This window comes from Coriobacteriia bacterium, from assembly GCA_041658765.1.
Classification (GTDB): Bacteria; Actinomycetota; Coriobacteriia; order Anaerosomatales; family JBAZZO01; genus JBAZZO01.
In genome coordinates, this window is the sequence record JBAZZO010000007.1 from 38,561 (window position 1) to 55,288 (window position 16,728).

At 68.4% G+C, this 16,728-nt stretch carries 19 protein-coding genes; 11 read left to right on the top strand and 8 right to left on the bottom strand.

The annotated features are described in order from the left end of the window. Positions 1-2: 2 nt before the first annotated feature. The 10 genes from WC971_05695 to WC971_05740 all read left to right on the top strand — a co-directional run bounded on the left by WC971_05695 (position 3) and on the right by WC971_05740 (position 8,444). Entirely contained in the window at positions 3-485 is a 483-nt protein-coding gene (locus WC971_05695; protein MFA5844309.1) for a GNAT family N-acetyltransferase, read from the top strand. A 106-nt stretch (positions 486-591) separates the two neighbouring features. After that, entirely contained in the window at positions 592-1,350 is a 759-nt protein-coding gene (locus WC971_05700) for a hypothetical protein (protein ID MFA5844310.1), read from the top strand. Between the two features lie 118 nt (positions 1,351-1,468). Beyond that, positions 1,469-2,188, top strand: a complete 720-nt coding sequence (locus tag WC971_05705; GenBank protein ID MFA5844311.1) for a hypothetical protein — start codon at positions 1,469-1,471, stop codon at positions 2,186-2,188. Positions 2,189-2,342: 154 nt separating this feature from the next. Further along, the gene (locus WC971_05710; GenBank protein MFA5844312.1) at positions 2,343-2,624 is read left to right on the top strand and encodes a type II toxin-antitoxin system RelE/ParE family toxin; all 282 of its coding nucleotides are present in this window, start codon (positions 2,343-2,345) and stop codon (positions 2,622-2,624) included. Between the two features lie 13 nt (positions 2,625-2,637). Next, positions 2,638-2,952 carry a HigA family addiction module antitoxin gene (locus tag WC971_05715; GenBank protein MFA5844313.1) on the top strand — a complete coding sequence of 105 codons (315 nt, stop codon included), beginning with the start codon at positions 2,638-2,640 and terminating at the stop codon, positions 2,950-2,952. Between the two features lie 126 nt (positions 2,953-3,078). Continuing rightward, a complete protein-coding gene (locus WC971_05720) occupies positions 3,079-3,327 on the top strand; it encodes an AbrB/MazE/SpoVT family DNA-binding domain-containing protein (GenBank protein MFA5844314.1) in 249 nt (82 codons plus the stop codon). Then, positions 3,328-3,663, top strand: a complete 336-nt coding sequence (locus WC971_05725) for a type II toxin-antitoxin system PemK/MazF family toxin (GenBank protein ID MFA5844315.1) — start codon at positions 3,328-3,330, stop codon at positions 3,661-3,663. 127 nt (positions 3,664-3,790) lie between these two features. After that, complete coding sequence (locus WC971_05730; GenBank protein ID MFA5844316.1) at positions 3,791-5,014, top strand: ammonium transporter; 1,224 nt, start codon at positions 3,791-3,793, stop codon at positions 5,012-5,014. Between the two features lie 24 nt (positions 5,015-5,038). Next, on the top strand, positions 5,039-5,377 hold the full coding sequence (locus WC971_05735; protein MFA5844317.1) for a P-II family nitrogen regulator: 339 nt from the start codon (positions 5,039-5,041) through the stop codon (positions 5,375-5,377). Between the two features lie 763 nt (positions 5,378-6,140). Further along, positions 6,141-8,444: an HD domain-containing protein gene (locus WC971_05740; GenBank protein ID MFA5844318.1), complete on the top strand. Its 2,304-nt coding sequence runs from the start codon at positions 6,141-6,143 to the stop codon at positions 8,442-8,444. Here WC971_05740 and WC971_05745 read toward each other — a convergent pair. Together WC971_05745 and acs are read right to left on the bottom strand one after the other, a co-directional pair. Continuing rightward, positions 8,438-8,725: an SHOCT domain-containing protein gene (locus tag WC971_05745; protein MFA5844319.1), complete on the bottom strand. Its 288-nt coding sequence runs from the start codon at positions 8,723-8,725 to the stop codon at positions 8,438-8,440. The genes WC971_05740 and WC971_05745 overlap by 7 nt on opposite strands. 27 nt (positions 8,726-8,752) lie before the next feature. Beyond that, the gene (acs, locus tag WC971_05750) at positions 8,753-10,765 is read right to left on the bottom strand and encodes an acetate--CoA ligase (protein ID MFA5844320.1); all 2,013 of its coding nucleotides are present in this window, start codon (positions 10,763-10,765) and stop codon (positions 8,753-8,755) included. Positions 10,766-10,885: 120 nt separating this feature from the next. Here acs and larE point away from each other — a divergent pair, with 120 nt between their 5' ends. After that, positions 10,886-11,728 (top strand): ATP-dependent sacrificial sulfur transferase LarE, encoded by an 843-nt coding sequence (larE, locus tag WC971_05755; GenBank protein ID MFA5844321.1) that lies wholly within the window; start codon positions 10,886-10,888, stop codon positions 11,726-11,728. 4 nt (positions 11,729-11,732) lie between these two features. On the opposite strand, the gene WC971_05760 is transcribed toward larE, so the two are convergent. The 6 genes from WC971_05760 to WC971_05785 all read right to left on the bottom strand — a co-directional run bounded on the left by WC971_05760 (position 11,733) and on the right by WC971_05785 (position 16,683). Beyond that, positions 11,733-13,004 carry an AarF/UbiB family protein gene (locus tag WC971_05760; GenBank protein MFA5844322.1) on the bottom strand — a complete coding sequence of 424 codons (1,272 nt, stop codon included), beginning with the start codon at positions 13,002-13,004 and terminating at the stop codon, positions 11,733-11,735. After that, positions 13,001-13,357, bottom strand: a complete 357-nt coding sequence (locus WC971_05765) for a hypothetical protein (GenBank protein ID MFA5844323.1) — start codon at positions 13,355-13,357, stop codon at positions 13,001-13,003. Before WC971_05765 ends, WC971_05760 begins: the two co-directional genes overlap by 4 nt. 30 nt (positions 13,358-13,387) lie before the next feature. After that, entirely contained in the window at positions 13,388-15,457 is a 2,070-nt protein-coding gene (locus WC971_05770) for a cation-translocating P-type ATPase (GenBank protein ID MFA5844324.1), read from the bottom strand. A gap of 71 nt (positions 15,458-15,528) precedes the next feature. After that, complete coding sequence (locus WC971_05775; protein MFA5844325.1) at positions 15,529-15,912, bottom strand: metalloregulator ArsR/SmtB family transcription factor; 384 nt, start codon at positions 15,910-15,912, stop codon at positions 15,529-15,531. Between the two features lie 55 nt (positions 15,913-15,967). After that, positions 15,968-16,288 carry a hypothetical protein gene (locus WC971_05780; protein MFA5844326.1) on the bottom strand — a complete coding sequence of 107 codons (321 nt, stop codon included), beginning with the start codon at positions 16,286-16,288 and terminating at the stop codon, positions 15,968-15,970. Positions 16,289-16,314: 26 nt separating this feature from the next. After that, on the bottom strand, positions 16,315-16,683 hold the full coding sequence (locus tag WC971_05785) for a PAS domain-containing protein (GenBank protein ID MFA5844327.1): 369 nt from the start codon (positions 16,681-16,683) through the stop codon (positions 16,315-16,317). Positions 16,684-16,728 lie beyond the last annotated feature (45 nt).

The window sequence follows — 16,728 nt, forward strand, 5'->3', positions numbered from 1 at the left end:
AAGTGCGGGTTGTCGACCTCGATGAGTCGCACCGCGGATGGGCGTCGCGGGTCGTCCGCGAGCACTTCGATTCCGCCATGGTGGTGTCGCGAGGGGTTCTCCATGACACGGATTCACTTCCCGGGTTGGTGGCGCTGAGCGACGGGGCGCCGGTCGGGTTGCTGCGGTATCGGCTCGGCAGCGACGGTTGTGAGGTCGTCGTGCTCATCGCGGCGCGGCCCGGTCAGGGTGTGGGCACGGCACTCATCGAGGCAGTCGGCAGGCTGGCCGCGGAGGCGCGATGCAGGCGCCTCTGGCTGATCACAACCAACGACAACGTCCCCGCACAGCGGTTCTACCTTTCGCGCGGATGGACTCTCTCGGCGGTCTACCCAGGCGCAATCCAGCACTCGCGGCTCCTCAAGCCGGAGATCCCACTGACGGGGCTGGATGGGATCGCTGTTGAGGACGAGTTGGAGTTCGAGCTCCTTCTCCGGCGCGTCTAACCGGCGCTTCCACCTGACGCGCCCCCAGTTGTCGCATACTGGACACGCTGAGGCGCGCAGGTGAAGCGCAATATGTTCGGTAATATCCATCGGACCGGAGGCGTTGATGGACGGCTGCCAAGACCCGCTCGAATCCCTAGGCCAGGACATCGCGCACCTCCTCGACGGTGCGCGCCTGTCACTTCAGAACGCGCTAGTGCTGCTGCAGGCTGCGGCACAAGTCGAGTCCTCCGCGGAGTCCACCGCAAGCTTCTTGGCGAGTATGGGCGCCGAGGAGATCGGCAAGGCCGTCCTCCTCAAGCGGCGTGGTCATTGGCTCCTGTACAACGCGCAGATTCGCTTGCACACGCGCATGTTCGCGGACGACCCAGGCTGGGCCGATGGCGCCAAGCGTCTTCATGACATCCCGTCGTGGGAGCGCTTCGCCGACAGGCGGGGTCCGCTGTTCGCTCACGCCAAGAAGCTACAGGCGCTGCGCGAGTACTATCAGGATGCTCATCCGCAAGTCATCGAGGCCACTGAGTCCAAGATCGTGCTCGCGTCGATTGATGTCTTTGCAGGACGCTCTGCTTCCCAGGTCCGTGCCACGATCGAGGACTCCATCTACGTTGGGCTGGACGGAGAGATGAGGTGGCGTTCGCCGGTGCCTTGCATCCGCGGCATTGCGGGTTTTGTCCGCGCCATGGAGGAGGCTGTTGGCGGCCTCGACGCGGCGCTGGAGGCGGAGGAGAAGCACACCGGATCGCAACTGGCGTACGTGCGCTCCATGGTGGAGCATCACGGCTTCGACGCCGCGGAAATCTGCCCTCTCTCGGAACTACCGAACAAGCGCGTCCTGACGCGTTCAGGGTCTGAGCTAGACTGATAGCTGGAGGCGCGCAGATTACGCGCGTAACGTTCGACGAAACCTGGAGCGAGCAGCTGTGGAAGGTCCGGCGGACGAGTTCGGGCGGCTCAGAAGCCGCTGTGAGAGACTGCTCGCGTTGAGCGTGCACAACTTACGGCTCGACCGGGCTCTCGCCGGCATGTACAAAGCTCTCAAGGAGCTGAAGTACTGGCCACCGCTCGTCGCATCACTGCTCAACGGCGATGCGGCCACCGTCGAATGCAACGCCGATGAGGCTGGCATGCTCTCGGCGAATCTGGTTCGTTCGGTTTATACGGTTGGCGACCTCGTCGCCCAAGTAGTGAACATCATCGAGCTTCGTGGCCGAATCAAGCACACGCGCGTTGGGCTCGACGCTGTCGTCGACGATGACTCCTTGGTCGACTCCGTTCGCGTCGCGCTGCAAGACTTGGCGCACTCGTCCGAGTTCGCCTACTTCCGGGAGTTCGCGAATGCGACCAAGCACCGTCAAGGCGTGGGGCACACGGTGTTCGCGACAACGGACGGGCACCGCCTTGAGTTCGGCGCATTCCAGCGCCGCAACGGCACCGTCGAGCCAGAGAGGGACTTCGACCGGATCCTGACCGATGCGCGCTCGATCATGGACAAGGTCGAGACAATCGTGGAGCTACTGATTTCCCGAGGTGAAGCGAGATCGTCGGCCTCGCCACACGCGATGACTGCGGCTAAGCACAGCTTCACATTGTGTGCGACTTCGGACTACGTGCCCTTGGCCAACGCATCTGGTACGTACGTCGCGCGATTGGATGGCGAGAGCAGAGAGCAGCCGGACGCTCCGGATGCCGAGAGCGAGTAGCCAGCACGATCGGCGACCTTCGAGATGCCACCGCACGTTTCGACAGCTTCTTGGTTCTGGCGCAATCCGATTCAGATGCGGCAGAGCGACTACTCGTTGAGGCTGGCACTTCCACCATCTTGACACGTGTCACGTGACGCATTACGTTTGACGCATGATCAAGACGTTCGCGGACAATCGGACCCAGGAGCTGTACGCGACCGGCAAGTCGCGTCGATTCCCGCCCGACATCGCGAGACGCGCGACCCGCAAGCTCGAGTACGTGAACGCCGCGATCTGCTTGGACGATCTTCGGGTCCCGCCGGGCAACCGGCTCCACGCGCTCGAACGCGACCGCGAGGGTCAGCATTCGATCTCCGTCAACGACCAGTGGCGCATCTGCTTCAGGTTCGAAGACGGCGACGCCTACGACGTCGAGATCACCGACTACCACTGAGACGAGGTGCGTCATGAGCATTCCGAACACCGGACGGCTGGATCGCCGCCCCACCCATCCCGGCGAGGTCCTGCGTGAGGACTTCCTGCCCGACTACGGACTCACGGTGACCAGCCTCGCGACGGCACTCGGCGTCTCGCGCCAGACCGTCAACGAACTGCTGCGAGAGCGTCGCGCCGTGAGCCCGGAGATGGCGCTGCGTCTCTCGCTTCTGTTCGGCAACTCGCCGGAGTTCTGGCTGAACCTTCAGCGAGCGGTCGACCTGTGGGACGCGGAGGCGACGATGCGGGATGACGTCCGGCGCATCAAGCCGCTGAGCGTCGCCTGAAGAGCGAACGCCGGACATCACGAAGCTGGTCTCGGAAGAGCCTTAACTCATCGGCGATCTGGGACGGAATCTTTGTTGTGATCGTCTCTCTCGGCTATACTTCGGCTAGCCATTCGAGAGGTCGAGATGATCACCAAGGTCCAGAAATGGGGCAACAGCCAGGGTCTCCGGCTCAGCAAGGAGATCCTGTCCGATGTCGAGATAGACGTCGGAGACGCCGTGGAGGTCGCCGCGCGCGACGGAGTCCTCGTCGTGACGCCCGTCCGCCGGGTCAGGGGTGGGGTCGATCTCACGCAGCTCGTTCGGGAGATCCCCGCGGACTACGAACCCGCTGAACTCGATTGGGGACCCCCTACCGGCAAAGAGGTCTGGTAGGTGGCGGCGTACATCCCCCGCAAGGGAGACTTCATCGCTGTCACGCCCGACCCGCAGTCCGGGCACGAGCAGCGCGGCCGTCGGCCCGCCCTCGTCGTCAGCAACGACTTGTTCAACAGGCACACAGGCTTGTGCATCGCCTGCCCCATCACCAACACCCGCCGAGACTACCCCTTTCATGTGCCGATCCCGGAAGACCAGGGAGTCACCGGCGTCGTCATGGTCGAACAGGTGAGGTCGATCGACTTCCGCTCCCGCGACGTGAGACACATCGGGGACGCACCGGAAGCCGTCCTCCAGGAAGTGCTCTCGATACTCGATGCGTGCATCTACTGAGTAGCCTTCGTTCCCTCCCCGCTTCGCCCTCGTTGCCGCCCTCCCCGAAACCCGACACGCACGTGAAACGGTGCCGAAACACTCCCCTCCTACGCTGGGACCGTCCGAACTGGGAGAAGGAGGGGTCATGCCGAGTATCGACACCGGCGACACCGCGTTCATGCTCGTCAGCGCCGCCCTGGTGCTGTTCATGACGCCGGGGCTCGCGCTCTTCTACGCTGGGATGGTGCGACGCAAGAACGTGCTCTCGACGACGATGCACAGCTTCTTCGCGATGGGGCTCGTCTCGCTGCTCTGGGCGGTCGCGGGGTACACGATCGCCTTCGGGTCGGCGTCGGGCAAGCTCGGGGCGTTCGTCGGCGGGTTCGATGCGCTCGGGCTCAAGGGCGTCGTCACGGGCGTGACCGGCACGATACCCACCTCGGTCTTCGCGATGTACCAGGGCATGTTCGCGATCATCACCGTCGGCCTCATCACCGGCGCGGTCGCGGAGCGCATGCGCTTCAGCGCCTACGTCCTCTTCGCGACGCTCTGGGCGCTCCTCGTCTACAGCCCGCTCGCGCACTGGGTCTGGGGCGGCGGCTGGCTCGCCCGCTTCGGCGCGCTCGACTTCGCGGGAGGCACGGTCGTACACATCGCCTCCGCGGCGGCCGCGCTCGCGTGCGCCCTCGCGCTGGGGAAGCGCAAGGGTCACGGCACCGAGGAGCTGCGTCCCCACAACGTCCCGATGACCGTCCTCGGCGCGGGCATCCTGTGGTTCGGCTGGTTCGGCTTCAACGCGGGGTCGGCGCTCGCCTCCGGCACGCTCGCCGGCTCGGCGTTCATGGCGACGCACCTCGCCGCGGCGTCCGGCCTCGTCGCGTGGTGCGCGGTCGAGAAACTGCGCGGTCACAGGCCGACCACGCTCGGCGCCGCGTCCGGCGCGGTGGCCGGACTCGTCGGCATCACGCCGGCCGCGGGCTTCGTCGGCCCGATGTCCGCGATCGTCATCGGGCTCGCCGCCGGCACGCTGTGCTTCTTCGGCCTGATGCTCAAGGACCGCTTCGGCTTCGACGACGCGCTCGACGTCGTCGGCGTCCACGGCGTCGGCGGCACGACCGGAGCACTTCTCACCGGTGTCTTCGCGAGCAGGGCGATCAACGCCGCCGGCGCGGACGGGCTGTGGTTCGGGGACCCGACGCTGATCCTCAAGCAGCTCGTGGGCGTCGTCGCCACCATCGTCTTCTCGTTCACTGTGAGCTGGGTCATCCTCAAGGCCATCGACGCTACCGTCGGCCTGCGCGTCGACACCGACGCCGAAGAGATGGGGCTCGACCTGGCGGAGCACACCGAGACCGGGTACGTCTTCTAAGAGACTCGACGAAAGGAGCCGGCCGTGAAGAAGATCGAGGCCGTAATCAAGCCGCACAAGCTCGACGAGGTCAAAGAGGCGCTGAACAAGGTCGGGGTGACCGGGCTCACCGCTTACGAGGTCAAGGGATTCGGTCGCCAGAAGGGCCACACCGAGATCTACCGCGGAGCCGAGTACACCGTCGATTTCGTGCCCAAGACGAAGATCGAGGTCGTCGTCGATGACGACCTCGCGACCACCGTCGAAGACGCGATAATCGAGGCCGCGCGCACGGGCAAGATCGGCGACGGCAAGGTCTTCACATACGACTGCGCGAACGCTGTGCGCATCCGCACGGGCGAACGCGGCCCGGAGGCGCTCTAGGGCTCTAACGGACGGTGACTGGCCTGTACGCGCTGTAGGTCGCCGCCGTCTGTGCGTCGGCCGCATGGTACGCGCGGATACGCCAACGCCCGGCGACGGAGAGCCTCACCGATGCGGCCGCATAACGACTCGACCCCGAGGAGGAGTCCGACGCCCTTGCGGCGAAGCGCTGCCTCAACACCCAGCGGCCCGCTTCGTACCGTTCGCACATGATGGTCACCGGAGACGATCCCGCCGCGTGCCGCGGCCTGATCAGCCCGCTCGCCGGGAATCCCACAGCGCTGCGCGCCGCGGAAGGTGCGGACGGCACCGTGAGGTATGCCTGAGGGATCACGAGGCGCTGCGGACTCACGGCTGGCGCCATCGAGCCGGCGCCGGCGAACCGGGCGCGGAAGTACGCGCGGGCGGTAGGCGCCGCGACGCTCGCGGAGAAGCCGCTGTCCGTGGTCGTCGCGTGGCAACCGAGAACCACCTGGCGCCGTCGGAGGACCGCTCGATCAGGATGGTCGCGCCCGTCGAGACCACCGACCCTGACATCAGGGTGCCGGTGATGCGGAGAGTGCCGCCCCAGGCGGGCACCGCCGGGGAGATGCTGCACGTCAGAGATGTGCCTTGCCTCAGCGTGTACGAAAGGACGTAGTCACCCACGCCGGCCGCGGCGAAAACGTCCACGTAGTACGTCCCGGGCATGCTGGCCGTGTAGCCTTCGCATGCGCGACCCTGCTGTAACGCCCCCGCAACACGGAGGCGATACGCTGTTCGCATGGACGCCTCCACGCAGGCAGCACTCTCCGCATACCTCGACGCCCGGCGCGACCTCATCACCGGGGCCGAGCCCGGCCTCGCAGCCGCCCGTGCGCTGTCAGCCTTCACCGACGGGGTCGTCTCGGCGCTCGCCGAGGCCGCATTGTCGCCGCTCGGACGCCCTTGGTCGGTCTGCGCGCTAGGCGGATGGGGAGCTTCGCGCCTGCTTCCCGGTTCCGATATCGACCTGCTCGTCGTCACCGACGCTCCGGCGGCGGGACTGCGAGAGGCGCTCAAGAGCGTGCTCTACCCGCTCTGGGACGCGAAGCTCGAGGTCGGTCATCAGGTCCGCTCTCGCGTCGAGCACGGTCGTGCCGTCCGCGACGATCTCGCGACGCTGACCGCCACACTCACAGGTCGCGTCGTCGCCGGCGATCGCGATCTCGGCGAGCGGACGCTGGCTGATTGCGCATGTGGGGCGCACAAGAGGTCGCGCTCGGTACTCCGCGACCTCGCCGCACGCGAGCGGATGGGCTCCCCATACCTGCTCGAGCCCGACTTGAAGGAGGGAGCCGGGGGTCAGCGCGACCTCGACGAGGCGACGTGGACGGCTGCCGTCCTCGCGGGCGCGCCGGCACGCGACCCGGAGGCGCTCGTCGGACTCGGGCTGCTCTCCCCCGGCGAGCTCGAGAAGCTGCGGACGGCACAAGCGCGTATCGCGACCGCGCGTTGGTCGGTCCATCTCGCTGCGGCGCGGCCTTCGTCGCTGATCACGCTCGACATCGCGAGCGACCTCGGTCCCGAGGCGGAAGCTGTCCAGTCATCACTCGCGGACGCGCACCACCTGCTGCTCGCGCTGCGCGAGCGCGTCGCTGGACGCGCGCCCGCGCCCGTCGAGCCGATCGACGCCGAAGCCCTCTTCGCGCTCGCGGCGTGCGGCACGTCGGCGCTGCCGGAGCTGGAGGCGGCCGCGTGGGCGGGCCTTCTCGACGACCTCGTGCCTTCGTTCTCGGAGACGATGACGCTTCGCCGGCCGGGACTCTCCCACCTCTGGACCGTGGGCGCGCACAGCCTGCGCACCGTCGCCGGGCTCGCCGAACTGCCGAGAGACGATGCTCGGGCACGTCACGAGGATGCGCGAGTTCGGGACCGTCGCGCACTCGTCACCGCCGCGCTCCTCCACGACGTCGGCAAGTCGCAGTCGGGCCCGGACCACCCCGAGCGCGGCGCCGCGATCGCCAGGACGCTCGCTGGACGCTTCAGGCTCGACCCGGACGCCGCGACCGACTGCGCGACGCTCGTGCGCGAACACCTCCTACTCGCGATGACCGCCGCCACGGAGGACGTCCACGACGAGGATGTCGTACTCCGGGCCGCGGCGCGGATCGGTCGGGACGACCTCGTCGCTGCTCTCTACCTTCTGACCGAGGCGGACGCCCGCGCGACCGGCCCGGGAGCTTGGGGGCCCTGGCACGCGGCTCTCGTCGGCGAACTCGCCGACCGGCTGCGCGGCGCGCTGGCCGAGGACGGCGACGGTGCGGGCATCGTCGAGTCCGCCGAGCTCGCCCGCCGCGAGGCGCTCTCGATGCTAGACCGCGATGCGGACGCGCGCCTCGCGGTCTTCGTGCGCGGCGCCCCACTGCGTTACCTCGCCGGCCGGCGGCCCGATGAGATCGCCGCGCACGCCCGCCTCGTCGCCGAACTGGCGGACCTTCGCGACCCGGCCGACGTCGTCGTAGCGATAGGGGTCGGCCCCGCCGAGGGCACGTGGAAGGTGAGTGTGGCCGCCGCGGACCGGCCGGGGCTGTTCGCCTCGATCGCCGGCTCGTTCGCCTTGAGCGGACTCGATATCCTCGCCGCCGAAGGTCACGAGGCGCACGGCGGCGCGGCCCTCGACCTCTTCGTCGTCCGTCCCGACACGCTCGCGGAAGCCGGTGGCGCCGTCTGGGCGACCTTCGAGAGGACGCTGCGCGCGACCCTCTCGTCGAGGCTCGACCTCACCTCGAGCCTTATGCAAAGGCGTGTCCACTACCCACCGAGGCGACCGGGCTCCCCCCGCGTCGAGACCGGGGTCACCGGGGCATACGCTACCGCCGTGCGCATCACAGCGCCGGACCGCGTGGGTCTCCTCCACGACATAGCGCGCGCGGTCGCCGACAGCGGGATGCAGATACGCTGGCTGAAGGCGACTACGCGATCCGGATGGGTGCGCGACGTCCTGCATGTCGTGGACGCGGATGGAGAGCCTCTCGGACACGGCGTCGTCGGCCATCTCGCGATGAGATTGCGAGAGAGACTGACGGCCCGATCCGGACCTCAGTAGCCGAGACCTCGCTTGAGCGCCTCGAACTCCTCGGCCGTGATCTCGCCGCGCGCGAACCGCTCGCGGGCGATGGCGAACGCGCCGTCCGCCGAGGTGCCCGGCCCCGGCGCCGATCCGGCCTGGGCGCCGTGCGCGGAGCGGCGCAGCGCCCACAAGAGGAGCAGGACGACTCCGGCGACCGCGAGCAGGATGAACAACATCATCGCGCCCATGTACAGCCAGTCGGGTCCGCCGGCGCCGTAGCCGCCGGTCCCGTACCCATATCCGTAGCCGCGCATCATGGCGATCGACTCCTTCCGCTCTCGGGATCAGTACCGGTCGGCGCCGGCGGCGAGTTCCTTGACGACCTTCGGATCGGACAGCGTCGACAGGTCGCCGAACGACTCCAGGTCCGTCTCGCCCGCGGCGATCTTGCGCAGGATACGGCGCATGATCTTTCCCGAACGGGTCTTCGGAAGCTCGGCTGAGAACTGGATCCGGTCGGGCTTCGCGATCGGGCCGATCACCTTCCGCACATGGCCGGAGAGTATCTTCGCCAGGTCCTCGGAGGGCGTCTGGCCGTCGCGGAGCGAGACGAACGCATGGATGCCCTCGCCCTTCACGGGGTGCGGGAACCCGACCACCGCCGCTTCGCTCACCGACTCGTGGCTGACGAGCGCGCTCTCGATCTCCGCGGTGCCGAGACGGTGGCCCGAGACGTTGATGACGTCGTCCACGCGACCGAGCAGCCAGTAGTAGCCGTCGTCGTCCACCCGCGCGCCGTCACCCGTGAAGTAGCGCCCCGGGAAGCGCTCGAAGTACGTCTCGCGCAGCCGTCGCCCGTCGGTGTCCCCCCACGTGCCGCGCAACATCCCCGGCCACGGCTCGTTCACGACGAGGTATCCGCCCTCGCCCGCGTCCGCGCGGCTGCCATCCTCGCGGAGCACCTCGGGGACGACGCCGAAGAACGGCACCGTCGCCGAACCGGGCTTCAGCGGCACCGCGGCGGGGAACGGCGTGATCAGGAAGCCGCCCGTCTCCGTCTGCCAATACGTGTCCACGATCGGACGCTCGCCTTTCCCGATGACCTCGTGGTACCACGTCCAGACCTCGGGGTTGATGGGCTCGCCGACGGTGCCCAGCAGCCGCAGGGAGGAGAGGTCGTAGCGGGCGGGCCATCCGTCGCCGTGGCGCATGAGGGCGCGCAGCGCGGTCGGAGCTGTGTAGAGCGTGCTCACGCGGTGCTTCTCGATGATCGCCCAGAAGCGCCCGGGGTCCGGGTACGTGGGCACGCCCTCGAACATGAGGGCGGTCGCCCCGGCGGCAAGCGGTCCGTACACGATGTAGCTGTGCCCGGTCACCCACCCGATGTCGGCGGTGCAGAAGAAGACGTCCTCGTCGCGATGGTCGAAGACGGTCTCGAACGACATCTGCGCGAAGAGCAGGTAGCCTGCTGTGGTGTGCATGACCCCCTTCGGCTTCCCCGTGGAACCCGACGTGTAGAGGATGAAGAGCGGGTCCTCGGCCCCCATGGGCTCGGGCAAGCACTTCTTGCGCACCTCCGGCACCGCGATCTCGAGGTGCCACCACGTGTCGCGACCCGGCTCCATGTCCACGTCGCCGGTGCCGCGCTTCACGACCACGCAGGCCTCGACGCTCGGACACTCGAAGAGCGCGTCGTCGGCGGCGGCCTTGAGCGCGAACTTGCGCCCGCCGCGCACGCCTTCGTCGGCCGTGACGAGCAGCCGCGCGCCGCAGTCCTGGATGCGCTCCCGCAGCGCCGCGGCGGAGAAGCCGCCGAAGACCACGGAGTGGATCGCGCCGATGCGCGCGCACGCGAGCATGGCGATCGGCAGCTCGGGGATCATCGGCAGGTAGATCGCGACGCGATCGCCCTTCTCCACACCCTTCTTCTTCAGCACGTTCGCGAAGCGCGTCACCTCGTAGTGGAGCTGCTGGTAGGTGTACGTCCGCGTGACTCCGTCGTCGCTCTCCCAGATGATGGCCGCCTTGTTCCGCCGCCACGTGTTCAGATGGCGATCGAGGCAGTTCTCGGAGACGTTGAGCTTCCCGTCCTCGAACCAGCGCCAATCGAGATCGGCGAAACCGCCCGAGCGGACCTTGGAGAACGGCTGGTCCCACACGAGCCGTTCGCGCGCCGCGTCGCCCCAGAAGCCGTCCGGATCGTCCACCGATCTCCGGTAGAGCTCGCGATACGACGCGATGTCGGGAACGAGGGCCCGGTCGGCGAGATCTGCCGGCGGAGGATAGACGCGCGCCTCTCCGCCGAGGTGCTCGATCGTGTCGCGCGCTGCCCCTACGGCGTCGGCAAGCTCGTCCATGCGCCCTCCTCGGGATAGGTCGTTCGCACCGGCCTCCGATGTGAAAGATACCCTACGGCGTTCGGATATACTGAATCCTCCGAGCGCGGACACGCTGTGACGACCGACGGACGGAGTGACTTGGGAGCCATCGAGAAGCACGACGCACTGCGCCAGCGCATAGCGTCGCTAGGCGCGCTGCTCGTCGCCTACTCCGGAGGTGTCGACTCCACGCTTCTCGCGGTCACCGCCCGCGCCGTCCTCGGAGAGCGAGCGCTCCCCGTCCTCGCGGTCTCGGACACGTGCCCGGAGTCGGAGGTCGAGGCGGCCCGCGGTGTCGGCGTCGCGCTCGGGCTCGGCGTCCTCGAGGTCGAGACGTACGAACTCACCGATCCGACGTTCCGGGCGAACACCGCCGAGCGCTGCTACCACTGCAAGCGCGAGCTCTTCGGTCTGCTGCGCGCCGTCGCCGACACCCGCGGCCTGCACTGGGTCGCCGACGGCAGCAACGTCGACGACCTGGGCGACCACCGGCCCGGCATGCGGGCCGCACGCGAGTACGGCGTCGTCAGCCCGCTCCTCGACGTCGGCATGTCGAAGAACGACGTGCGCGCCCTCGCCCGGGAACTCGACCTGCCCAACTGGGACAAACCGTCCATGGCCTGCCTCGCGTCCCGCTTCCCGTACGGCGAGCAGATCACGGAGGAGGGCCTGCACCGGGTGGCGCGCGCCGAAGACGCGCTGCGAGCGCTCGGGCTGCGGGGTTTCCGGGTCCGGTCCCACGGCGATGTGGCACGACTCGAGGTCGACCCGTCCGAGATGGAACTGGCGTGGGGATTGCGCGAGCACATCGCCAAGGAGCTCCGCGCCGCCGGATACGCGTTCGCCGCCCAGGACCTGGAGGGATACCGTACCGGGAGCCTCAACGCGACGCTCTCGTCCGCGGAACGCATCGAGTCGATGGACGGCGCGAACGAGGCCTGATTTGTCAGGCGACGATCTCGCGCGCGGCCGCTCGCAGAGCGTACGGCAGACGCCTAGCGAGCCGGTCGGGTCTGAGCGCTGAACGCAGCAGCAGCCGTGTGACGAAAGGTCCGCTCGTCTCGACTATGTCTATGTCTGGGTAGAGCGCTCTTGCGACCCCCTCGACCGTGACGAGCGACTTCACCAGCAGCCCGTATCCCGCCGGTATCCTCACACCGTGCCGGCCGAGCATCTTCAAGAACCCCATCCCGAAGCCGCGCACGTCACGGCTCCCGCCCGCCCCGAACTTCGCGTCGAGCAGCTCGCCCAAGTCGCGGCGAAGGGCTACGGACGCGCCATCCGGCACGCGGACTCCCAGCGCCTCGGACGCCCGGAGGGCACGGTCCGCATCGCGGTACACCAGTGCCGCGAGCAGCAGCGCGACGCTCTCGCGCTCAGATGCGCCGAGCGTCCCGACTATCCCGAAGTCGAGGTAGGCGATCCTGCCGTCGCGAGTCACGAACACGTTCGCCGGGTGCAGGTCCGCATGGTACCGGCCGTGCACCAGGACCTGACGCATGAACGCGGTCGCGCCATGCTCCGCCAGCGCACGCGCGTCGATCCCCGCGAGCGTCGCCGCGTCGATCTCCGTCAGTCTCCATCCGTCGACACGCTCCATCGTCAGCACTCTGCGGCCCGTGAGCGACCATGCGACCCGCGGGACCATCACCAGCGGGTCGTCGCGGAAGTCGAAACGGAACCGGTCCGCGACCCTGCCCTCGACGCGCAGGTCGAGCTCGCGCGCGAGAGACGCCTCGAACTCGTCGAGGAGCGAGTGCGCATCGAACCGGCGGGGAACGCCGAGGCGCGCCAAGACCCTGAGCACCGAACGGGCCCGCGCGACATCGCTGGCGACCGAGGCTTCCGCTCCCGGGCGAACGACCTTGACGACGACCTCCGATCCGGCGGGCATCGTCGGACCCCACGCGGGGCGTGCCTCCTCGCGAAGCGTCGCGCGGTGCACCTGCGCTATCGAGGCCGATGCGAGCGGCTCGGGGTCGAACGTCGCGAACAGTTCCTCGGGAAGCGCACCGAACTGCTCCCGAAAGACCTCGCGTATCGCGTCGACACGGACGGGTTCGACGGCGTCCTGTAGCTTCTCGAGTTCGAAGACGAGCGTTGCCGGGAAGACGTCGGGCCGGACCGAGGCGAGCTGGCCGAGCTTGACGTAGGCGGGCCCGAGGCGCTCGCAGGTCCTGCGCACCGCGACCGCCGCGATGCGCCCGGCTCCGCTCACCGTCCCGCCGTCGGCGGCTCCTGGAGCAACCGGCGGACGGCGTCGACGGACGCCTCCAGCGACTCGAGTCGCGCCCGTACCTCGCCTACCTCGAATCGCAGGTCGTCCAGCGTCCGGCCGACATCGGCTTCGTCGTCGACCCCACCCGATCCACCATCGGCGAGTGCGGCCTTGAGACGTTCCTTCTCCTTGGCGATGACAGCGGAAAGCCCATCGACGAATGCGTCAGGCCCCCCCGACATGCCCTCAGGACCCGCCACGCCGCCGCGGGCGACCGCCGCCTTCCAGCCCTCGTCGGCGGTCTCGTGGACGAGCGCCCATGCCGCAAGGAACCGAACGATGTCCTCGGCCATGCTCCCCCTCCTCCGACCCAGGTCGGCGCGTCAGACGCGGCGCGACCGGAGCAACCGCAAGCCGTTCAGCGTCACGAGCAAGGATACGCCCATGTCGGCGAAGACGGCCATCCAGAGACTCGCGGTGCCGACAAGCGCCAGAGCGAGCACGAACGCCTTCACGACGATCGAGAAGCCGACGTTCGCCTTGACGGTCGTGACCGTGCGTCGCCCGAGCAGGACGAGTTCCGCGACCGCCCCGAGGTCCTCCGACATCAGCGCGACATCGGCGGTCTCGAGCGCGACGTCCGAGGCTGCAGCGCCCATCGCGACGCCCACGTCGGCGGCGGCGAGCGCAGGTGCGTCGTTGACGCCGTCGCCCACCATGAGCACCGATCCGAACCTTTCGCGCAGATCGCGCACGGCGTCGACCTTCTCCTCGGGCAGCAGCCTCGCTCGCACCTCCGTCACGCCCGCCGTCGACGCCACCGCCGCGGCCGTTCGCTCGTTGTCGCCCGTGAGCATCACCACATGCGCGATCCCCGCCAGCCGCAGGGCCGCCACGGCTTCGCGAGCACCCTCACGCGGCTCGTCCGCGACCGCGAGCAGAGCGATGACGCCCGCCTCCGCCGCGAGTGCGAGCACGGTCTTGCCTTCGCCCTCGAGGCGCTCGATGACCTCGCCGACATCGGCGGGGATCGGCGCTGCATCGTGGGCCGAGGACGGGCTTCCGAGCGTGTACCGCACGCCGGAGACACTCCCCCGGACGCCGACGCCCGCCTCCTGTCTGAAGGAATCCGCATGCCGGACGTCGACCGCCGCGCCCGCCGCCGCTCGCAAGACCGCCGCCGCGACGGGATGCGTCGACCCGACCTCCAGGGCCGCCGCCACGGCGAGCACCTGCCGCGCGTCGGATCCGTCGCACGGCACGATGTCGGTGATCTCGGGCATGCCTCGCGTGAGGGTGCCGGTCTTGTCGAACGCCACCGCGCGGACCGCGGCAGCGGCCTCGAGGAAGACGCCCCCCTTCACGAGGATCCCGTCCCGTGTCGCACGGGTGATCGCGGACACTATGGCGACCGGCGTGGAGATCACGAGCGCGCAGGGGCACGAGACGACGAGCATGACGAGCGCTCGGTAGAACCAGGGCGCGAAGCCGCCCCAGTCGGCGCCGATCGCGAGACCCAGCAGCGGTGGCACGACGGCGACCGCCGCGGCCGCGACGACGACTGCCGGCGTGTACCAGCGCGTGAAGCGGTCGACGAGCCGCTGCATCGGCGCACGCGCGGCCTGCGCCTCCTCGACGAGGTGGACCATCCGGGCGAGCGTCGAATCCGCGGCCGGAGACGTCACCTCCAAGTGCAGTATCCCTGACATGCTCAGACTTCCCGCGAAGACCCGATCGCCGATCGTTCTCTCCGCGGGCACGGACTCGCCGGTGATAGGCGACTCGTCGACCGCGGACCCACCTCCCGACACGGTGCCGTCGAGCCCGATCCGCTCGCCCGGCTTGACCACGAGCGTCTCCCCCACTCCCACCTGGTCCGGAGCGACGAACATCTCCCGCCCGTCGCGCAGGACGCGCGCGCGGGGCGGCGTGAGATCCACCAGCGAGCGGATCGACGCCCGCGTGCGAGCGAGCGCGCGTGCTTCGAGGATCTGACCCAGCGAGAAGAGGAAGACCACCATCGCGCCCTCTTGCCACTCGCCGATCGCCGCGGCGCCGGCGACCGCAAGGGACATGAGGACGTTCATGTCCAGGGTACGTGCGCGCAGTGCGAGCGCGCCGCGGCGCGCGGTCAACCAGCCGCCTACGACTATCGCCGCAGCGTACGCGACCGGCGCGAATGGCGAGCCGCCGTGCGAGAACAGCCATCCGGCGACCAGCAGGACGCCCGACACCGCGGTCGTAGCCTCGTGGCCCTGTGCCCACACGGAACCGTGACCCTGCGGGACCCGGCCGCCCTCGAGGGGCTCGATGCCGTGACCGGCGTCCCGTACGACCTTCAAGACCTCTGCCCGGGGATCGGTGCTCGCCTCGTATTCGAGCACGAGCGAACCGCTCGCGAAGTTCAACTCAGCCGAGCGCACGCCCTCGACCCTCTCGACGGACTTGGCCACGGTCCGCGCGCAGTCCGGTCAATCGAGACCGGTCACGCGATAGGCCGCGCGCGAGGGCTCTCCCGTACTCATCACGGACGCTCGCTCGCGTGAGCGCGCCCCTGCGTCAGAAGGGCGGCGACATGCTCGTCCGCGAGAGCGTAGACGGCGCGCCTCCCGTCGCGACGGAATGCGACAAGATCGATATCTCGCAACAACCGCAGCTGGTGCGACACGGCGGAAGCCGAGACGCCCGTCAGCCGAGCCAGATCGCAGACGCACAGCTCCCCGACGGTCAGCGCCGAGAGGATGCGCAGCCTTGTGGGATCGCCGAGCGCCCCGAAGATGCGAACGAGAGTCGTCATGTCCCGCGCGTCGGGAAGGGCCTCTTCGGCCCGCAACACCGCCGCCTCGTCGACGACGACGGCCTCGCACTCGCCGATGTCCGTGTCGCCTTTGTGTGAACGTCTGCTCATACGTTCATGCATACACCCGGAACGCGCGAACGTCAAGCGGGAAGGCGGGTGCGGATCAGTCGACCTGCACGTTCGGGTCGATGCCCAGGTTCTCGAGGTGCTTGTAGTACTCCTCTTTCGTGTACTCACGGTTGAGGATGTTGTAGCGCGCACCGTTCAGGCCCGCGCAGTGCGTGCAGTCCTTGCAGTCGACGCACTGGATGCACTCGATGCACGAGTCACAGTTGTGGCAGTGGAGGCACGCCCGCGAGTTGTAGACGAAGTTGCACCCTCGGCAGGCCTCGACGTTGTAGCAGCCGTAGTTGTTCAGGCCGTCGCGATCGTGGGTGTGCTCCATCCGCAGCTTGTGCCAAGCGTCCAGGAACCCGCTGTCCATCCGTCCGCCTCCCCTGAGGACCTCGATCAGTCGTCGCCACCGAGTGCGATGCTCGTGTGCAGGTAGATCCGCCTGCCCTGTGGTGTCTTGAAACCCGTGAAGTAGACAGCCGAGCGCACGCGCGCGCCACGCTCCTCGTCGTAGAACGTCGCCTCGATGTCCTCGTCCTCGGCCACGGCCCGCTCGAGAGGGCAGCCAGGGTACGGGTCATCGAGACCGTGCACGATGCTCGGACAGTAGCCGCCGATGATGTCCTCGGGAAGGATCTGTAGATCGCGCCGGACGGCGTGGTTGGCCATGAGGATGTGATGATCCTCGTCGATGATCAGCACGTAGTACGGGAAACTGTCGATGAGTGCTTGGATGTCGAGTCCGCCGAGCGGATCCGCCGTCATACCACGCGCCTCCCTTCGAGAGACCTCGTTTCGCCCTGCTGGCGA